Source organism: Gayadomonas joobiniege G7, from assembly GCF_000300815.1.
Lineage (GTDB): Bacteria > Pseudomonadota > Gammaproteobacteria > Enterobacterales > Alteromonadaceae > Catenovulum > Catenovulum joobiniege.
Genome location: NZ_AMRX01000001.1, coordinates 223,602 through 242,838 on the forward strand (window position 1 = coordinate 223,602; position 19,237 = coordinate 242,838).

Genomic DNA, 19,237 nt, shown 5'->3' on the forward strand with positions numbered 1-19,237 from the left:
GAGCTTAGCGCTGATTTAACAGCTCTCCTGCAAAGCTTCTGCAAGGGTCAGAGGCTTTTCGCTTTGGTCATCTAGGACCAATTGAGTTTCTAGTTTGTCTAAATGGCGTTGCATTAAGTCGCACGCGGTGCCTGTATCGCCTTGTTTTAATGCCCTCAATATACTTTGATGTTCGCCTGTTGCGCAGGCAGGCACATCATTTTTTTGATACAAAGCAACAATCAAGGCGCTGCGAATTAATATGTTTTCAAACATATCGTACAAAACACTGTTTTCAGCAATTTGCGCCAACATTAAATGAAAACCACTTAACGCTTGGATAATTTTTTGCCTATCACCGCCATCAATGGCCGCTTGCTCGTTGGCCATGTGTTGCTCAATGACAGATTTATGTTTGTGATATTTTTCTGGCGTGATCAACTCAACAATGCCACGCTCTATCACTCGGCGTCCGGTGAACACTTCTTTGGCTTCTAAGCTACTGGGTTTAGCAACAAACGCCCCTTTATTGCGCTCAATACTAACGTATTTATTTAACGCTAAACGTTGCATCGCGGCTTGCACATGATTGCGATTGGCTTTTAATGATTCAGCCACCTGCAACTCAACTAACCTTTGCCCGGGTTTTAGCCGGCGCTGCATGATAGCTCTAGCAATAACCGAGACTATCCTTTCAATTTCTGTTTGTTTATCTATCAAAACAACTCCATAGCTAGCACTGGAATGGAAATTGCTAGCATTAATAGATTATTTGTCATTTTCAGTATAGGCGATTCTCAGCTTGATGAGTATCTATTGACATAACACACCTTCAGATATCGGATTTAACATGCAAAAACTGAGTTTTTCAACACCTGATCTTTATGATCTACACAGAGATAAGATCACAGCTATGCCAGCGGGTCTTCACCACTTCGGTGCAATTAAGCATTTTTATGGTCAAGTTGTAACTGTCAGTTGCCCAAACGATAATTCACAAGCCGTCGCTATGCTTAAACAAGCCGGTCAGGGTAAAGTGCTGCTGATTGACGGTTTTGGCGATCTTAAACATGCTTACTTAGGAGATAACATGGCGTTAGAGGCACTAAAAAATGGCTGGCAAGGCGTAGTGGTTAACGCTTGTGTGCGCGACATTGAAATTTTGCGAACGCTAGATTTACCTGTTATGGCGCTTGGCCATACTCCAGCGAGCACAGTCAAACGCGGGTTAGGGCAAGTTAACCAAGCGGTCGAACTTCTGGAACAAACAATAACACCAGCAGACTGGTTATACGCTGATGAAAACGGCATTATTATTAGCCAGACAGCACTCAATATATAAGGATATCTATGAGACAAGCGAAATGGCCTGAACAGATCTATTGCCAACATGGGCCCAAACACTTGCAAACCTGCAATTCGGGCATATTGCAGCAGCAAAACATCGCGGTTAAAGATGTATTTTCAATAAAAGGTTATCGACATGCTGCAGGTAACCCGACTTGGCTTGCGACTCATGCCCCAGCAACCCAAACCGCATCGTCGATCAATAAATTATTGTCTGCCGGCGCCATCGTGCAAAGTTATGTTCATACCGACGAACTCGCTTATAGCTTAGAAGGCAATAACATCCATTATGGTTGTGCAGAAAACCCCGCTAAACCTGGCCACACCTGCGGTGGCAGCAGTATGGGTTGTGCAGCGGCTGTTGCGTCCGGGTATGCCCAAATAGGTCTAGGCACAGACACTGGCGGCTCGATTCGAGTGCCTGCCTGTTATACAGGCTTGTTTGGCATCAGGCCGAGTTATCACCAAATTGCTCGCGACGGCTTAACAGGTTTAGCCCCTGAATTTGACACCATTGGATGGTTGACGGCCAATGCTCAATTATTGCAGAAAGTAGGGCAAGTATTATTGCCCGACGCACCAGTGCAAAAGATAAATAAAATTGTGGTCTGCCCAGCATTGTTTGAACTGCTCGAGCCAGCATGCAAAGACAGTGTGCAAAAAAGCCTCACTGCGATTCGAGATAGTTTTGCCGAAGTGCAAATAGTAGAAATGCCCACGTCTTTATTAACTGAGTTGAGTGAGGCTTTTCGTGTTTTACAAGCTCTCAACATCGCCGATACCCACAGGGAATGGTTGCAGCAAGAGAACCCCGAATTTGCACCTGCGATTGCTCAGCGATTTCAGTTAGCCTTGCAAATGGATGCTAAACTTGCGGTCGCTGCACGCCGGACCCAGCATAAAATTAAACAATGGATCAGCACACATTTAACCGATGACGCGGCTTTATTCCTGCCAAGCACACCAACGATCGCCCCAAAAATCGGTGCTGATGTGAGTAATTTAAGAGTGCAAACCATGCAACTCACCGCAATTTGTGGCCTAACCGGTAGTTGTCAGGTACATTTGCCGCTCACCACTGAAGCAATTGACGGTCCATACGGTTTTTCTTTATTGATGCCCGCGGGGGCTGATTTAAGTTTATTGAACTTAGCCGTTCGTTTAAGCCAACTAGATGTCTGGAAATAATAAATGTCTCAACAATTTGCGTTTACCGCACCTCATCAAGCCGCTACCGACGCAGCGATAACACTATTATCAGAAGGCGCTACGGCTTGCGAAGCTATGGTCTGTGCAGCAGCGGTGATTTCTGTGGTTTACCCCCATATGAACTCTATTGGCGGGGACGGTTTTTGGTTAATTGATAATCCAAATGCCGAGCCAATTGCAATTGATGCTTGTGGCAGGGCCCCTTTTAGTGAACAAAATATTCAAGCATTGACTCAAATTGATGAACGTGGCGGGTTAAGTGCCCTCACGCAAGCAGGCACTATTAGTGGCTGGAAAGCAGCATTAACGCGAGACCCAAATGCCAAGCTGCCATTAAGTCGTATTTTAGAGCCGGCAATTTCCGTAGCTAAAGAGGGTTTCACTGTTAATGAGAGCTTAGTTTCAGCCAGTCGCAAGTTATTTTCTGTTACCCAGCGAAACCAAGCATTTAAACACATATATGAACCTGAAAAGCGAATATTAACGGCCGGTGAAAACTTTACCAATCCAGCGTTAGCCAATACTTTTAGTTATTTAAGTCAGCATGGTTTAGCGGCTTTTTACCAAGGCGAACTGGCTGAAAGTTTTGCCAAGGATTTGGCCGATGCTGGTAGTCTACTCACCTTAAATGATATTAACAAAACCCAAGCTCAGGTCGTGTCCCCCCTCTCGGTAAAACTATCGGATGCCACTTGTTATAACCTACCAGCGCCGACCCAAGGGGTGCATTCATTACAAATTTTAGCGATTTTAGATAGGCTTAAAGCAGCTGCCAACACAGAGGCGCAATGGGTGCATCTGATAGTTGAAGCAAGTAAACAAAGTTTTGCCCTGAAATCACAAATTTGGGCTGACCCAAACTGTTTAAATCATGTTTATGATCAAGCACTCAGTCAGGAGTCTATCCGTTATTTAGCCGATAATATCCAAATGAATAAAGCACACCCATACCCTTTTGATAATCTTCCAGGTGATACGGTATGGATGGGTGCGCGCGATAAAAACGGCCAAATGGTGAGCTTTATTCAAAGTGTGTATTGGGAGTTTGGCAGTGGTATTGCTATGCAAGAAGGTGGTTTTGTCTGGAATAACCGTGCCACCAGTTTTAGCTTATTACCAGGGCAAATTAATAAAATTGCCGCCGGAAAAAAACCGGCTCATACATTAAACCCCGCGCTTGCCCACTTAAAAGATGGTCGCAAAATGGTCTATGGTACTATGGGGGGCGAAGGACAACCCCAAACGCAAGCAGCAATATTTTCTCGCTATGTTTGGCGTCAACAGTCATTAGCTTCTGCCATCAGCCAACCGCGCTGGTTACTTGGCCGAACTTGGGGTGACGATAGCAACAATTTAAAAGTGGAAGCCAGCTTAGCAGCTAAGATTGCCGATTCACTTGATAGATGTGGCCATAATTGGCAAACGGTCGCCGACAATAACGAAATCATGGGGCATGCAGGGGCTATTGTCCAGCATCCCAATGGCCATTTAGAAGCGGCCACTGATCCCAGATCAGATGGCGCGGCTAAGGTCTTAAATTTATAAATAATAATCAAATGGACAAAACAAAATGAATGAACTTTTACAAGCCTGGCCTATTTTTGCTGGGCTCGCAGCAACGGGTGTTTTTGCTGGCATTTTAGCAGGATTATTTGGCGTTGGCGGCGGCATAGTCATAGTACCTGTGCTTTATTTTTTACTGCAGCAGTTTAATGTATCGCCCGAATCGGCCATGCAAATTGCAACGGCCACCTCGTTAGCGACGATTATTCCAACCTCAGTTTCGTCAATTCGTGCCCACCAAAAAAAAGGCAATATCCATGGTGCTTTATTAAAACTTTGGGGACCTATTATTATTTTGTTTGCCGTGCTCGGCAGCTTTGCCGCGAGCCAAATAAGCGGCCATAGCTTAACCCTGATGTTTGCCGTTATCGCTCTATTAGTGAGCTTAAATATGTTATTTAGATCAGGCGCGCCGGCTTTATTTAATCAACTACCAGGGCGTTTTCTACAACGTATTATGGCCGCGGCGGTTGGCGGTTTATCTGTGATGATAGGCATAGGTGGCGGCACTATTGGGGTGCCATTATTAACTTCTTTTAACGTCGCCGCCCATAAAGCCGTTGGCACTGCCGCTGTTTTTGGTTTGCTCATTGCTGTGCCCGGTACCCTGGTTATGTTGTTAACAGGCATTGCGCCAGCAGATGCGCCTTTTGGTAACTGGGGATTAATTAGCTTACCAGCATTTTTAATTTTAATGCCACTAACCATATTATTTGCGCCTATTGGTGCCAATATTGGCAGCCGCTTAAACAGCGCCCAGCTTAAAAAAGGATTTGCGGTATTATTAGTGATCACAGGCATTAGGATGATTTTTGAGGTGCTTGGCTAAAACCAACGCCCGTTAATATAAATAGCCTTTACAACCTCTGTTTAACCTTGGTATTCCTATCACTTTATGCAAGTATAAAGGCTGATATCGGCTCAGGTTAACAGAGGATTGTATTTTTATGAGTCACCGCCACTTAATTAAACTAGCGTTTTTTGTCTGTGCGCTGAATAGCATTCATATTAGCCACGCCCAAGAGTCAGGGTATCGCGAATTTTTATCATCCCAAAACGGTGACTTTGCGGCGTATCAAACAGCACAATATAAAGCATTTTCAGAATATGCAGCGGCATGGCAAGCTGCGCAAAAAGCTTATTTAAAAAAGATTAAACAGCATTGGCAAGATGGCCGACTACCCGACCAAACCCAGTGGGTGACCTATAGCCCTGACTTAAATAATAGAACAACCGTCGACTACAAAAATGCCCAAGTGGTTATCGAAGTAAAAAATCAAAAAGATCAACAAAAAGCCATTGCTTACGCAAAACAACAACTTGAACAACTCGCCACCAGCAGTGTGAACCAAGAGTTAAAAAAAGATCCGGTTTATAACGCAAACAAAGCCAGCCAACCAACGGCAATAGCCGAGCAAAAAATATTACCAGAAGCCGTTGTTAAACAAGCGAGCAAACAGCCGCCTATTAAAGTAACTCAGCAGCAAGATACGGTAAAAGTAGTTTATCAGTTGGCCAAACCCGAGTTGTTATCGGCACAAGCGGCCAAGTTTTATCCAGAGGTACAAAAACAAGCGAATAAATATGGCTTAGATGCGGCCCTTTTATTAGCCATTATTCATACTGAATCTAGCTTTAATCCACTCGCCCGATCGCCGGTCCCTGCTTTTGGTTTAATGCAAATAGTGCCCGGCTCGGCAGGCAAAGATGTCAGTAAGTTTTTACAAGGCAAAAGCATTTTGTACAGCCCAGATTATTTATATCAGGCCGATAAAAATGTTGAAGCGGGCAGCGTTTATTTTTACATTTTAAGCAACCGCTATTTTAAGTCGGTAAAAAATCCAGTGTCGCGCATTTTTCTTTCTATTGCTGCCTATAATACGGGGCCAGGTAACGTTGCCAGAACCTTAACAGGTACCACCTCGTTAACTAAAACCAGTGCGGTGGCTAACCAAATGACGCCAAAACAAATATATCAGCACTTGTATAAAAACTTACCGTACGATGAAACCAAACATTATTTAGCTCGGGTCACTAAGCGCACCGGCGAGTACCAGCAAAAGCTGTCACAAGCGAATCAATAAGTTTTATATTTGGCGCTGTTATTTATTGCTTCGCATATCCAAAATCGGCATCCCGCCTTCTGCTAACATAGTTTGCGGGAGTTTGCCGTCCCAGTTTTGCGCTTCGGTCAAACTAACAATTAACGGATTATCGCGCAGGGCTTTGGCTTTTGCTTCAATTGCTTGCGCTTCGGCTTCACCTTTTAGGACTATGGCTTGTGCCTCTGCTTCGGCCACTTTTATAATGCCTTGTGCTTTCGCATCGGCGGTATTTACTTCTCTTAATGCTTCTAAGCGCTGACGCTCTAGTTTATGCTCTTCGGCTGCAGCTAAATTCTTTTCGGTTTGTTTTATTTCAATTGACTGAATATATTTGGCAGGCAACTCGATATTTTCGATTTGAATGTTATCAACCACCACTGGAAAACCTTCCATTTCGGCAATTAAACGTTGCTCTATGCCCTGAATTGCTAACGCCCTATCTTGAATAAGTTGCTCCGCTTCAAATCTTGGGATAGTGTCTTTTGTCGCTGATCGAAACCTTGGATCTAAAATACGCTGCTCAAATTGCATTAGGCCACCGTATTTACGGAATAGATCGAGCGCAGCTTCTTTGTCAGCTGTCCAGTTAACAGAAACTTCAATAGTCACCGGCATTTGTTCTTTCGTGGATGACGCCATTTTTTCAGCATTTTTGCGTGTTCTGACTTCGATTGGCTCAACTGAGTCAATAAATGGCAGCTTAAAATGCAGGCCCGGATTTTCTTGGTATTTGGCTTCGCCAAAGCGCTTAACAATTCCGACGTGGCCTTCTTCTACGGTATAAATACTGCTCGCCACCACAGCGATTGAAAAAATACCAATAATACCAAATGCAATTGCTTTTTTTTGAGTTGGGCGGCCAACCGGTCTCATCACTTCCAAAACACTCATCCTTTTTATTTAAGTCGACCAAGTTTAGTCAACAAAATGCAATTGAACAAGCTAAGCCGACCGCCAGTATATTTAGCTAGGCACCACCAAAATGGCTCTGAAATCATTTACATTGGTATTCGTTGGGCCACTTATAATTAAATCATCAATGGCTTTAAAAAAATGATAACTATCATGTGCCGCGAGCATGGCTTGTGCGTCAACACCTGCAGCGCTTGCCCGCTGCAAGCTGGTGGGATCAATATAAGCCCCAGCAACATCCTGACTTCCATCCACACCATCGGTATCACACGCCAGCGCATATACACCCGCTTTGCCTTGTAGTGCAATGGCCAAAGCAAGTACGTATTCTTGATTAGGGCCGCCTTCACCCAAACTACCGGTTGCAGTTACAGTTAACTCACCGCCCGACAATAACAAAAGGGTTTTGTTTTGCGCCAGCGCTTGTTCTACTATCGGCAAATGAGCTTTTGCTGCCGCTTGTGCATCCCCTTCGACCTCGTATGAAATTATTTGCGTTTCTAAACCTTGCGCGCGGGCAGCTACCGCACCAGCATCAATCGCCACGTTTGCATTGCCAATTAAGTAGTTCTGTGTGTCTGTTAATTGTTTTAACGCAGGATCTGCGGGGCGCTGTAATACTGCTTCGATTTCTGCAGTGATAGGGTATTGATATTGTTTTAAAATGGCTAACGCTTCACTCGGCTCACTTGGGTCGCTGACCGTGGGGCCGGAAGCAATAATACTTAAGTCATCACCGACTACATCAGATAAAATTAGCGAGGTTAATTGACCACGGCAAGCGGCTGCTAATTTACCGCCTTTAAAACCCGATAAATGTTTCCGAACCACATTAATTTGATTAATTGATGCGCCGCTTTTAACCAAAAACTTATGCACTTTAAGTTTTTCGGAAAACGACAAACCCTCGGCTGGAACACAAGCCAACGCTGAACCACCGCCCGATATTAAAAATACCACAGGTACATCAGCCGGTGCTTCTGCCGCCAGCTGCAATAAATAACGCCCAGCTTTTAAACTATTTTCATCTGGCGCTGGGTGACTGGCTGTTAATACCTCTATTGCCCCCGTGGCTTTATCGGTTTCGTAGCCATAACGAGTGACAACTGCGCCATAACATTTGTCGCCATAATACTGATACGCAGCGGCGGCCATTTCAGCAGCGGCTTTACCGGCCCCTAAAATACACACCTTGTCTTTAACCTGAATTTTTTTTAAATATTCAGGCATCGCATATTCTGCTTTGCAGGCTGTGTAAGCCGTGGTAAATAAATCAGTTAAAAATGCTTTGGGGTTATCTATCATCTTTATCCGTCCTATGTCAGATGGTGAACATAAAAAACCAAAAACAGGTAAGGTAAATTGCGACGACGGTGCCGCGACATGACAAGCTACAAAAAACAGCCTACCACATTAAAGGTCGCATAGTTAAGAGCAATTATTTATTGTCATAACGGGCGCTTAAGCACCCGTTATGAATATGTGTTAGAAGGGGGTTAGCAGTTAGCACAGGCTTTTTCGGAATCTAGCACCGCACTATGACTGTCAATACGGTTGATTTTATGTAACGCATAGATAGTAGATAAATTGACACAAATAGCCAAAGACTCTAATAACACGCCACCAATAGAGCCCACAATCAAATTATTGGTTAACCAGCAAAGTGAGCCAGATAATAAAGCTAGCCGCATCTTAATGCCAGTTAAACAAAACAGGCCTACAGTGCCACAACTGGCGCCAGCCACTGCAAGCCAGTCGTACCAGGCTTGTGCCCACTGGCTACTCACACCCACTAACGCAGCTACAAAAAGCGCAGCAACCCAAGGTGAACTTGTTTTCATCGACATAGCGGTGCGCCCCGCCCCTAAAGCAACTGAAACAGCCGATGTCATTGCACCAATGAGAAAAAAGTGAATGCTATGGTTAATATTCATTAATAACATAAGCTGTTTAAGACGTTTATCGTCTTTTTGCAGAAAGCTGGCAACGCCGAGAGCAAAACTTAGCACACCCAGCGCTTGCCCCAACATCATCATATCCATGTTTGGATAACCTCGAATAGAATTGAGAAAAAAGAAATTTAAGTCGCAGAACAGCGAATGAACTTATTATCTCAATTTAAACTGGGTCATGTCGAGCTAATTCAAGCAATAAAAACGAAAAATATCAAACCCTAACATTATTGATATTAAAAGGTTTTTTATATTTACTTTGCGGTTTTATAAGTTACCTGTCGGTAACATACATTAACACCTATAAAACATATAAAACAACTAAAAAACAGGCTTTAACACACAGAAAAAATTAAAAATTGGTTAAAAAATACAACATCAATCAAACCACATTTACCTGTTTAACATTTGATTATAAATATTTAATAACCAAAAACACCCCAGACGCGGCACTCATTGCAAGCACTAAGTATCTAACCAACTGCTGAGGTACTTTTTTCACCACTAAACGAGAAGAATAAAAGCCAATTAAAACGCCCGGTATAGTTAATAACGACAGCTTTAATTCAACCAATCCCAGCTTGCCAATGCTAGCCAGCGCAATCATTGCCACTATGCTAGAGCCGATAAAAAATAACGATAGGTTGGCACGTATTGCTTTTGGGTTGAGGTTTTGCATTAACAAAGCAATGGGTGGGCCGCCAATTGCGGTAATAGTGCCGGACAGTGCCGATAAAAAACCAGCAAATAAACCCGTAAAAGGATTAATTGGGATGTTTAACCGGATCACGGACAAGATAATTAAAACAAACAAAAAACAGGCAAAAACTAAAGCAAATAAACGTTCGTCTATCCCAAACAACAAACTGGCCGCTGCCGCGCTGCCTGCAATACTACCTAAAATAGGCCAGCTAACGATTTTCAAATCACCTTGTGAACGGTTATCTTTGAATATGATCAAACACAAAATAATAGAGTTCACAATCATAGGGCCAGGCACCATTTGTGGATAAACCATAAAAACAAGCGGGGCGCTTAAAATCCCTAATCCCATGCCAACAATCCCTTGCACAAATGCCCCTGCAAATAAAAACAGATTAACCCAAATTAATTCCATTACGACTACCCAAAACCAAGATTCTAGCACATCAGACCATTTTAATACCCCATGAACGCCTGAGTCATCCACAAATAATTTTTTGAACTTTTTATCTAAACTAAACCCTAGGTGCGTATCCTTTTGGCCTGCATAAGCTTAACCCCAACACGAATATAAACATGGATAAAGCAACAAAATTGCTAATAAATAACCCAGCCCCACCAAACTGGCTCATTAAAGTTGAAGCTAAAATAGGGCCTAAAATTGCGCCCACACCATAAGACATCAAAACAGCACTAGAGACTTGTGAACTCCCAGACGGGCCAAAGTTATCATTTGAATAGGCAGTTCCAATTGGGCTTAACGTCATACTTAATGCACCATAAGCAACTGAAGCTATTATAAAAAGCACAGACAATTCAACTTGATTTCCTGAACTCAAATGAACAATAACAAGACAGACAAGCGCTGATAAAAGCGCAGCACCTAACATGACTAGGCGGCGGTCTAAACCATCAGATAAACGCCCTACTGGCAGCTGTAATAAGAGCCCTCCAATCAGCACTGCAGCCATAAAGTACCCAGTTTCAAAATAACTAAATCCTATTTTTTGGGTAAATACAGGACCAAGGCTCAGAATAGAAGCATTGATAACGCCCGCAGTAAACGCACACAATAAACCCAGTGGCACTCGTTTAATCACTTTTAACAAAGCCATATCTCGGTTTATGCTCGCCTGCGGTGCTTTGATGTCCATCACCAACAAAGGCAACACAGAGAAAATAAAAATAGCGCCCGCCACATTGAACAAAATATTACTTGCTGGATCTTGCAGAGTAAATATAATTTGACCTAAACCAAGCGCTGTATTGTTAACCAACATATAAACAGATAAAACTCGCCCTCGAACCTTGTTGCTCGAGCTACCATTCACCCAGCTTTCGGTAATAATTAAAATGCTGCCAACTGCAAACCCAGCGACAAAACGGATCAAGATCCAAGCGATCGGTTGAATAAATATTTGATATAAAAAAGTGCAAAGAATAATAATTAAAGTAAAAATAACAAAAGATCGTGCGTAACCCAACAGGGGCAAAACCTTTTGAGTCAGCAGGGTACTGATTAAAATGCCAAAAAAATAAGCCGCCATAATAAAACCAATAGCGACAATATTAAAACCTTCAATTTCGGCACGCACACTAATCAAAGTAGACAGCAATCCATTGCCAACATATAAAAGCCCATAACAGGGCAAAATAATCCTTAATAATTTAAGCGCATCGCGCATTTGATCACTCTCTTAATCCGACTGGGGTAACAAGGTTAAATCAAAATATTCATCAACATTAAAAGACTGATCTAGCAAATTTAATTCATCCAATTGCTGATATTGGGCATGCAAACGCGATTTTTGATAAGCCCCTAGGCTCTCTCCCTTGCTGCTATCCCCGGCAACAATCGCGTACTTTTTCATTGCTGCAAGGCCAGCTTTCATTAATTCTGGCGTTTGCTGTTGATTTAAACTAGCAATTAAATTAAATGCAGGAGTAGGATCTCCATTCATAAACTCCTGCCAACCTTTAATTGACGCCCGCGTAAATGCCTCAGCCTCAGCTCGTTTGGTCTGTAAGGTTTTTTTACTAGTATAAATATGTCGGTAGGGATCAAATCCAGATTCTGACAACATAATCACCTTAGCTTCAACCCCTTGTTTTTTAAGATGAATCGGCTCACTGGTAACAAAACATTGCTGAATAAACTCAGGATCTGTGGCAAATCGAGCCAACGAATAATCCATCGGAATTAAATTCATATCAATTTTTAGCGACTTAATCATATGTTCCGTATATGACAGAGATGACTGTAACATTACCGTTCGATCTGATAAATCATATAAAGTTTTAATATCATTTTCAGGATGAAACATGACACATTGAGGGTCATGCTGAAAATACGGAAACATCCCAACTAAAGGTAAACCACGCCCCACACCAATTAAAGTGGTATCACTGGTTCCAATGGCAAAATCTATTTGCCCTAAGGCGACGGGTGAACGTATATCCATCAAGTTTGCCCCTGATCGAATTTCTACTTCTAAGCCTTCTGCTTCATAATACCCCTGCGCTAACGCCTGATAAAAGCCGCCATGTTCAGGCTGGGGATACCAATCCGTCATTAGAATGATTTTACTCAGCTGTTTTTCTTCCGGTTGATCATTGCTGCAGCTTAATATCAACCAAGGCAGTACAAGGGCAAGTAAAAAAGGTTTCATTTGTTACTCCTATATTGTTAAGTATTCTGAGCGTACGAATCATGCCACTTGTGCAACATCCACCAGTGTAGAAAGTTAACTAATCCAACAAAAATGAACCCAATAGCACAGGCGGTAAATGCGGCTGCATAGAGAGCGGGTATTTTTAATTGTGAGCTAAACACGACCACTACAAAACCTAAGCCGGCTTCTGAACCTGCACCCATGCCCGCCACTGTGTCACCATATAATGCACCTATAGGCGTTAATGCAGCAGCAACTTTCAACCCTGTTAAAAAATAAGGCATCGCATAAGGAATTCTTAATTTCAACATTTCATCTTTAGCACTCGCGTTATAAGCTCTGAACACATCAACTAAGTTTTTATCGGTAGAACACAAACCCATTGTTGTATTGGCTACAATCGGGAAAAAACAAATTAAAAAAGTGATTACTGTGATGCTAGCTAATCCTTGGCCAAACCAAAGTATAATGATGGGCGCGAGTACAATAACTGGCATCATTTTTAATAACAAAATGTAAGGATAAAAACCTTTATACGCCCAACTACTGTATGCAAGTAAAATAGAAAGCAAAACCCCACCAATTAAAGAGGTGAAAAAGCCAATTAAACAAGCCAAGGTTGTTTGCAGGGCACCACTGATGAGCGTGCCTTTTTCATGCATTCCTGCTTCGATAATTTCGTGAGGTGTGGGTAGTTGGAAAATTGGAATATCAAATAAAAAAATCGCTAAGTACCAGAGAGATATCAGGATAAACCCGACAATTATCGGTGGTAATATTTGTCTTATTCGGGCAGTGTTCATGCCAAACTCCTTAACTCATGCAATGCCTGAGTAACTTCAACAACTTTTTCTTGAAACGCTTTTAATTGACGTGTTTCAGCGGTTCTAGGAAAAGGGAAATCAATTTTAATTTCACGATAGACTTGACCTGGATTGGCTGACATAACCAATACCCTAGAAGATAAAAATACAGATTCAGTCACCGAATGTGTAACAAAAACACCCGACCAACCATGTGTTTGACGTAATTTTAATAGTTCTTCATTTAAATCATCCCTCGTCATCTCATCTAACGCGCCGAATGGTTCATCTAATAATAGAAGTTCAGGCTCAACGGACAACGCTCGTGCAATTGAAACCCTCATTTTCATGCCCCCAGATAATTGTCTAGGGTAATGATTTTTTACATGTCCCAGCCCGACCATTTCAATTAGAGCTTCAGCTTTTTTATTGGCTTCGCTTTTGTCCATTCCCTTCAACCCTAAAGGTAAAGCGACGTTATCCATGACCGTAAGCCAGGGCATTAAATTAGCGTCTTGAAAAACGACTCCCATTTTAGGTTGTTGTTTATTATGAGATGTTAAAAATTGGATATCTCCCGATGTTTTGTCAGTTAACCCCGCTAAGAGTTTTAAAACCGTCGATTTGCCACAACCACTTGGACCAATTAATGCTATAAAATCGTCTTTTTTAATGTCTAGGTTAATATCATTTAAAATAACTGGACCATTGCCATAGCGTTTATATAAATTTTTGATTGAAATGGCAGTAGGCGTAGACGAACTCGCTTCAGATTCGGTTGGCGCATAACCACTAACTGCTTTTAAGTTGGACACTCATTTTCTCCTGTCTTTTGTCCCGGCTGATAACAGCCGGGAACAAATACAACGATTTAAAACTTGTAAGTAAAGGTCGCGGTATACCCACGCTCTTTCTCTGGCAAGATACTCAAGTTACCGTACAGCCCTGGAAAGTTTGCACGATAGTACTCTTCGTCTAAAAGGTTGTTTACACTAAAAGCAACACGGTATTTCGGAGACTCATAGTTAACAGATGCGTTCACTAACGAGTAAGAGGGGATCATTAAAGTTTCAGTGGGTGAAGCTGCGACTTCATCAACATACGAGTAGCTCAACGTACTGCTGATCGCTTCGGTGATCTCATAACGCCCAGATACACTGTAGACGACCTCAGGAATACCACCGCGAGCCGGACTATCTTCCACATAAACATTGCCACCTAAGATTCCGCCCCAATACAAGGTAGGATCAACACCTGGGATATCGGACGAGCCAATAAACGAAAATTTCACGTTATTTAGCGCAGTATGCTCTGCCGTCATTTGCGCGGCACTCGCCATAATCTGCAATTTATCAGTTGCCAAATATCTTACTTCAAGCTCAACCCCTTTTGAACGAATGGCTTCGTTCGATTCACCCGCTGCTGCATTACCATTTACCGCAACACGCTCTTGGTCAAATGCAGCCACAGCCGCAAATAAACGTCCATCTAACCAATTGGCTTTAATACCGACTTCGGTCATTTCAGACTCACCTAACCAAGTACCGGCTGCAACAATTGCAGGGTCAATAGTATCATGCACACCAGTTAAAACAGTTGACTGCTCTGCAACCGTCACATATGGGATCATACCGTTTGGTAATTGATAAGAAATACTTAAGTTGTACGAAAAACCACCATCTGAATCTTCAAACTTGTCAAAGCTGGTGCGTGAAAAGTTGTTGATATCGGTCACCTCACCTTCTTCGACTTCCAAGTCTATATAATCGTAGCGAGCACCAAATAAAATACTAAGATTATCGCCAATTTTGTTATCTGACATAAACGAAAAGCCTAACTGAGTCATCTTGTTGTAATCGTTTACGCCCCACAAATCGTCCGAATTTAATGGTGAAGCCATATAACTACTTGCATTGTATCCCTCGGTCAGATCAACTCGGTCAAATACCTCATGGATAAAATCGTTCGCACTCCAACCATCAATGTATCGAATTGATGGTGATACCTGTATGTTCGAGCTAAATCCATCAAAATAAAATTGTTTTGCGAAAATTAGCTGATCCTCAAACCCCCAAGTATCACCCGCTTTAGAAAAGCCATAAGATACCAGTGCTTCGCTTTCTACACTTTCATAAAATGCTTTGTTAGTGATAGTCCAACCACTTTCAGTTTCGTGAATTAAATCAAAAAACAAAGTCATTACTTGTGTTTCGTAATAGTCATTAGGGTCTATTAGTACATTGCTACCATCTAACTGGACTTCACCGGTCGGAACAATAGAATAATCTGGATGAAACGAATCAGCGGTTAGCGCAGCAGGACCGGATTCACCGTCAACGCCAGTACAAAATGCCTGAATACTTCCTCCCCAGCAATTTGCTCCATCAAAGTTACTACCGTTTTTGTCGGTAAAACCCGCAACAACTTCTGCATCATTTAACATACCATCGCCATTTGTATCGGTTGGCGTAAAGCTCGGCTGACCGGTAACATAGGTTCCATTTTCTAACAAATCTGCGGTTACACGGTTCCATCCGCCATTTTCATGACCTTTCCAATCTTGGTACATACCGCCAAACTCGATACGGGTAGATTCACCAACATCCATGTTAAACGCGGCTTGAACTAAAGTTTGTTTGGTAAAATCATTGTTATAAAAACTATCTGAGTCTTCAAATTCACCATAAATATAATAGCCCAAGGTTTTTTCGGCGACCGTCATAGGCCCGCCAACTTCACCTTTGAACTGATTCTTATTCCAAGAACCCGTTGTATAACTCACACTACCGGTAGGTTTAGGCAAGTAGGCCCCGGTTTCAGCACGAGCGGTTTTTGGCACAAAGTTCATCGCTCCACCGACTCGGCTGGGGCCAAAGATAGGTGACATAGGGCCACGAATTACATCAATACGGTTGCTTGCGCCAATTGCGGTCGGGTAAGTACCATCGTTTGTTAAACGTTTAACGCCTCTAAAATAATTATCCGCCGCCGTTCCACGGATATCCAATGATCCCGCCACACCAAAAAATGAAGTTGTAAAAGAACCAGGAACAAAAGATGCCACGTCGTTAATGCTAGATACATTAAATTGATCAATAAATTCACTGCTGACTGAGCTCAAAGAACGCGGCGTTTCTAGAGCCGATTTGCCAAAGCCAAAAACAGAGCTTACCGGCTCAGACTGCATTAGACCCAAGTCATCTGATACTTCTTCAGTTACATAAGTATCTAGCTCGACAGGCTCTTCACCTTCTTGCGCGATAGTGGCAAAACTCATAGTAGCTAAACCAACCGCCATTAAAGACTTATAGTTGTTCACGTGACATCTCCCGATACTGGTTTTATATATGGCCAAATTATTTAAGTGGTGTTTTTACACCCCTTAAGTCATTGCAAAGCCCGTACCAAAACTAACCACTCGGACAAGATTTTACAAACTGCAGTGAATTAATGGCGTATAAAGACATTTTTAAAACTTTAAATCAATGTTTAAGAGTCCATAAAATCATCTTTAAAACTCAAAAAACCGCACCAATTCAGCACATTCGCACTATGTGACAGCAAAAAAATGCGTCCTGATGAAGCATAAAACCCTACCAAGAAAAGTTACTGACCATTTAGACAGAATTGTATTGACGCTGGTATTCATTTAATTTTAAATAAAGCCAAGCGCAGAATAAAAAGACCTTAAAAATCACTTCTTAACTATTTTTCTGCATACACACCCAAAATAATCAGGAGTACTCAATGGCTTTAAAGCTTTGGAAAGATCTATCAACGTTAGATTTCGAAAACATAGACCCACATAATACAATTGCATTATTACCACTTGGAGCAATTGAACCACACGGGCCTCATCTGCCTATGTCGACAGATGCTTTAATAGCAGAAGAACTGTGCAAGTTGGCTGCAGAAAAAGTCCCCGAAGACATCAACTTATTACTAATGCCTACCCAAGAAGTAGGTAAATCAACTGAGCACGCTTGTTTTGAAGGCACTCTGACACATAGCGCTCACACCCTGTTAGACGTATGGATGGAGATTGGTGAAAGTGTCCACAAAGCAGGTATTCAGAAGTTAGTATTTTTCAACGCACATGGTGGTCAGCCACAAATTATGGAAGTCTGCTGCCGTGAACTTAGAGTTAAATTTGATATGCTCACTGTAGGCGCCAGTGGTTGGAGCTTTGGCTCTCCTGACACTCAAGATATTCCCGAAGATGAACGCAAACATGGTATCCATGCAGGCCAAGTTGAAACTTCAATTATGCTACATTTAGCACCTGAATTAGTAAAAATGGAACATGCGCAAAACTTTGAAGGTTTATTAAAAGACGTTGAAAATAATTTTGAGCATCTAAGAATAATCGGCAGCACTTACGTTGGCTGGCAAGCCCAGGATCTTCATCCATGCGGATGCTCAGGAGATGCAACTTTAGCCACTTCAGAGCTTGGTAAACTATACACAGACCACTATACCGAAGGGCTAAAAAACCTTTTAGTTGATGTCGCTAAATACCCGTTAGATTGGATTCGAAATCGTTCTGATTGGAAATAAGTTAATAAAAAAACCAACAAGCGCAATATCGGCTTGTTGGTACTATCTTATTTGGTTTGTGCACGAATTCGTCGAATTCGTTTTTCAACCTCCACTTGAATCTCATGCATATCATGTTGTATTGGTTGCCCTGATTGCACGAGCTTTTCACCGTTTACATAAACGGCTTCAATATTTGCCGAGCTTACACTAAAAACCAGATTAGCTGGCACATCAAAGAGTGCCCCCGTAGCTGGTTTTGCCATATCAATAACCAAAAAGTCGGCCCGTTTGCCTTCGCTTAAGCTGCCAACCAAATGGTCTACTTTTAATATCTTTGCGGTCGCTAAAGTGTGCAGTTTTATAACCTCAATCGGTGACATAACACTCGCGTTTTTGTACTGCATGCGTAATGCGTATAATCCCATGCGCATATTTTCAAAAGGGTCCGAAATATCAGCACTCGCGGCACCATCAACTCCCATACCGACAGGGATACCTAATTTCAGATACTTAGGTATATCGGCTAGCCCTGAAGCTAACCGACCATTTGATAATGGATTCCAAATCATTGCGGCCCCGCCGCTCGCGACATCGGCCAAAACCTGATCATCGGCATGGATAAAATGTGCAAATGAGACATCTGCTTTTACTGCATCGGCTTGTTTAAAACTCGGCCAAGCTTTCAGATCTCTATCTTGATGAGCATAAGATTCAAGATAATGGTATTGCAATGTGGCTCCGTACTTTCTTGCCAAAGCCACCTCAAAATCCATCTTCTCCTGACTTTTAACAAAATTGCCAACAGCATTCAGCGAAATCCCTAATAAGTTTTTATCATTTAATGCCCTGACTTTTGCTACCGCATTCGAAAATGCAATCTCCACCTCTTTAAAAGAAGTTTTAAAATCCGCATTATAGGCAAAAATTGTATTTTGACCACTGGCAACTGAAGCGTCCAAACTCTCCATATAAATAGACTCCTCAGCGCCCATTCTCTGTGAATGATTATAAGTTGTTGTGATCCCATGTAATAATTGATCTAGCGCGCCGTGCAAAGTAAATTGATAATAATCACCAATAGAGAAGTACTTACCATAAGTTCGGTGTAACTGATCTAACCAGCCATATAATTCTTGGTCCGAAGCTATGCCTCTAAAAGCGCTTTGCCATAAATGGTTATGACCAGACACAAAGCCAGGCATAATAATTTTTTGTTTCATATCTAAACGCAGGTCTATCGGCAAATCACCGTTATAAACACCCGCTGAAACTTTTTCGATTTTATTATTTTTAAGCAATAAAAAACCCTGAAATACAACTGGCTTTTTATCATCTAACGTCAGCAAAGTAGCATTTTCAAATAGCTGAGTCTTTGCGTAGGCGGTTCCAAAAATACCTACCATCAGCAAGCAAAAGATTGCATGCAGGGTCACAGCACAAATATTTTTATACAT

17 protein-coding genes are annotated in these 19,237 nt (G+C 42.1%); 6 read left to right on the top strand and 11 right to left on the bottom strand.

The genetic code is table 11. From position 1 onward, the window contains the following. Positions 1 to 15 precede the first annotated feature (15 nt). A complete protein-coding gene (locus tag C727_RS0101140) occupies positions 16 to 699 on the bottom strand; it encodes a GntR family transcriptional regulator (RefSeq protein ID WP_017443780.1) in 684 nt (227 codons plus the stop codon). A 130-nt stretch (positions 700 to 829) separates the two neighbouring features. On the opposite strand from C727_RS0101140, the gene C727_RS0101145 reads away from it, so the two are divergent. From C727_RS0101145 to C727_RS0101165, 5 genes are all read left to right on the top strand, one after another. Further along, a complete protein-coding gene (locus C727_RS0101145) occupies positions 830 to 1,321 on the top strand; it encodes a putative 4-hydroxy-4-methyl-2-oxoglutarate aldolase (protein WP_017443781.1) in 492 nt (163 codons plus the stop codon). An 8-nt stretch (positions 1,322 to 1,329) separates the two neighbouring features. Further along, positions 1,330 to 2,514, top strand: a complete 1,185-nt coding sequence (locus C727_RS0101150) for an amidase family protein (protein ID WP_017443782.1) — start codon at positions 1,330 to 1,332, stop codon at positions 2,512 to 2,514. A 3-nt stretch (positions 2,515 to 2,517) separates the two neighbouring features. Next, the gene (locus C727_RS0101155) at positions 2,518 to 4,080 is read left to right on the top strand and encodes a gamma-glutamyltransferase family protein (protein WP_017443783.1); all 1,563 of its coding nucleotides are present in this window, start codon (positions 2,518 to 2,520) and stop codon (positions 4,078 to 4,080) included. 25 nt (positions 4,081 to 4,105) lie between these two features. Further along, positions 4,106 to 4,927: a sulfite exporter TauE/SafE family protein gene (locus tag C727_RS0101160; protein WP_017443784.1), complete on the top strand. Its 822-nt coding sequence runs from the start codon at positions 4,106 to 4,108 to the stop codon at positions 4,925 to 4,927. A 118-nt stretch (positions 4,928 to 5,045) separates the two neighbouring features. Continuing rightward, a complete protein-coding gene (locus C727_RS0101165; RefSeq protein ID WP_017443785.1) occupies positions 5,046 to 6,182 on the top strand; it encodes a transglycosylase SLT domain-containing protein in 1,137 nt (378 codons plus the stop codon). An 18-nt stretch (positions 6,183 to 6,200) separates the two neighbouring features. Here the strand turns inward: C727_RS0101165 and C727_RS0101170 are convergent, their stop codons facing one another. The 9 genes from C727_RS0101170 to C727_RS0101210 form a co-directional block, all read right to left on the bottom strand. Beyond that, the gene (locus C727_RS0101170) at positions 6,201 to 7,094 is read right to left on the bottom strand and encodes a prohibitin family protein (RefSeq protein ID WP_420196307.1); all 894 of its coding nucleotides are present in this window, start codon (positions 7,092 to 7,094) and stop codon (positions 6,201 to 6,203) included. 72 nt (positions 7,095 to 7,166) lie between these two features. Then, a complete protein-coding gene (locus tag C727_RS0101175) occupies positions 7,167 to 8,420 on the bottom strand; it encodes a glycerate kinase type-2 family protein (protein ID WP_017443787.1) in 1,254 nt (417 codons plus the stop codon). A gap of 191 nt (positions 8,421 to 8,611) precedes the next feature. Further along, positions 8,612 to 9,157 carry a YgjV family protein gene (locus C727_RS0101180; protein WP_017443788.1) on the bottom strand — a complete coding sequence of 182 codons (546 nt, stop codon included), beginning with the start codon at positions 9,155 to 9,157 and terminating at the stop codon, positions 8,612 to 8,614. A 322-nt stretch (positions 9,158 to 9,479) separates the two neighbouring features. Further along, entirely contained in the window at positions 9,480 to 10,184 is a 705-nt protein-coding gene (locus C727_RS0101185; protein WP_155949143.1) for a sulfite exporter TauE/SafE family protein, read from the bottom strand. 100 nt (positions 10,185 to 10,284) lie between these two features. Further along, entirely contained in the window at positions 10,285 to 11,454 is a 1,170-nt protein-coding gene (locus tag C727_RS0101190) for an MFS transporter (RefSeq protein WP_017443790.1), read from the bottom strand. 12 nt (positions 11,455 to 11,466) lie between these two features. Further along, positions 11,467 to 12,438 (bottom strand): ABC transporter substrate-binding protein, encoded by a 972-nt coding sequence (locus C727_RS0101195; protein WP_017443791.1) that lies wholly within the window; start codon positions 12,436 to 12,438, stop codon positions 11,467 to 11,469. A 17-nt stretch (positions 12,439 to 12,455) separates the two neighbouring features. Then, positions 12,456 to 13,244, bottom strand: a complete 789-nt coding sequence (locus tag C727_RS0101200) for an ABC transporter permease (RefSeq protein ID WP_017443792.1) — start codon at positions 13,242 to 13,244, stop codon at positions 12,456 to 12,458. Next, positions 13,241 to 14,059: an ABC transporter ATP-binding protein gene (locus C727_RS0101205; RefSeq protein WP_017443793.1), complete on the bottom strand. Its 819-nt coding sequence runs from the start codon at positions 14,057 to 14,059 to the stop codon at positions 13,241 to 13,243. Before C727_RS0101205 ends, C727_RS0101200 begins: the two co-directional genes overlap by 4 nt. 56 nt (positions 14,060 to 14,115) lie before the next feature. Next, entirely contained in the window at positions 14,116 to 16,563 is a 2,448-nt protein-coding gene (locus tag C727_RS0101210; RefSeq protein WP_026052492.1) for a TonB-dependent siderophore receptor, read from the bottom strand. A 428-nt stretch (positions 16,564 to 16,991) separates the two neighbouring features. On the opposite strand from C727_RS0101210, the gene C727_RS0101220 reads away from it, so the two are divergent. Next, the gene (locus C727_RS0101220; RefSeq protein WP_017443796.1) at positions 16,992 to 17,801 is read left to right on the top strand and encodes a creatininase family protein; all 810 of its coding nucleotides are present in this window, start codon (positions 16,992 to 16,994) and stop codon (positions 17,799 to 17,801) included. Positions 17,802 to 17,848: 47 nt separating this feature from the next. Here the strand turns inward: C727_RS0101220 and C727_RS0101225 are convergent, their stop codons facing one another. Further along, on the bottom strand, positions 17,849 to 19,237 hold the full coding sequence (locus tag C727_RS0101225; RefSeq protein WP_017443797.1) for an amidohydrolase family protein: 1,389 nt from the start codon (positions 19,235 to 19,237) through the stop codon (positions 17,849 to 17,851).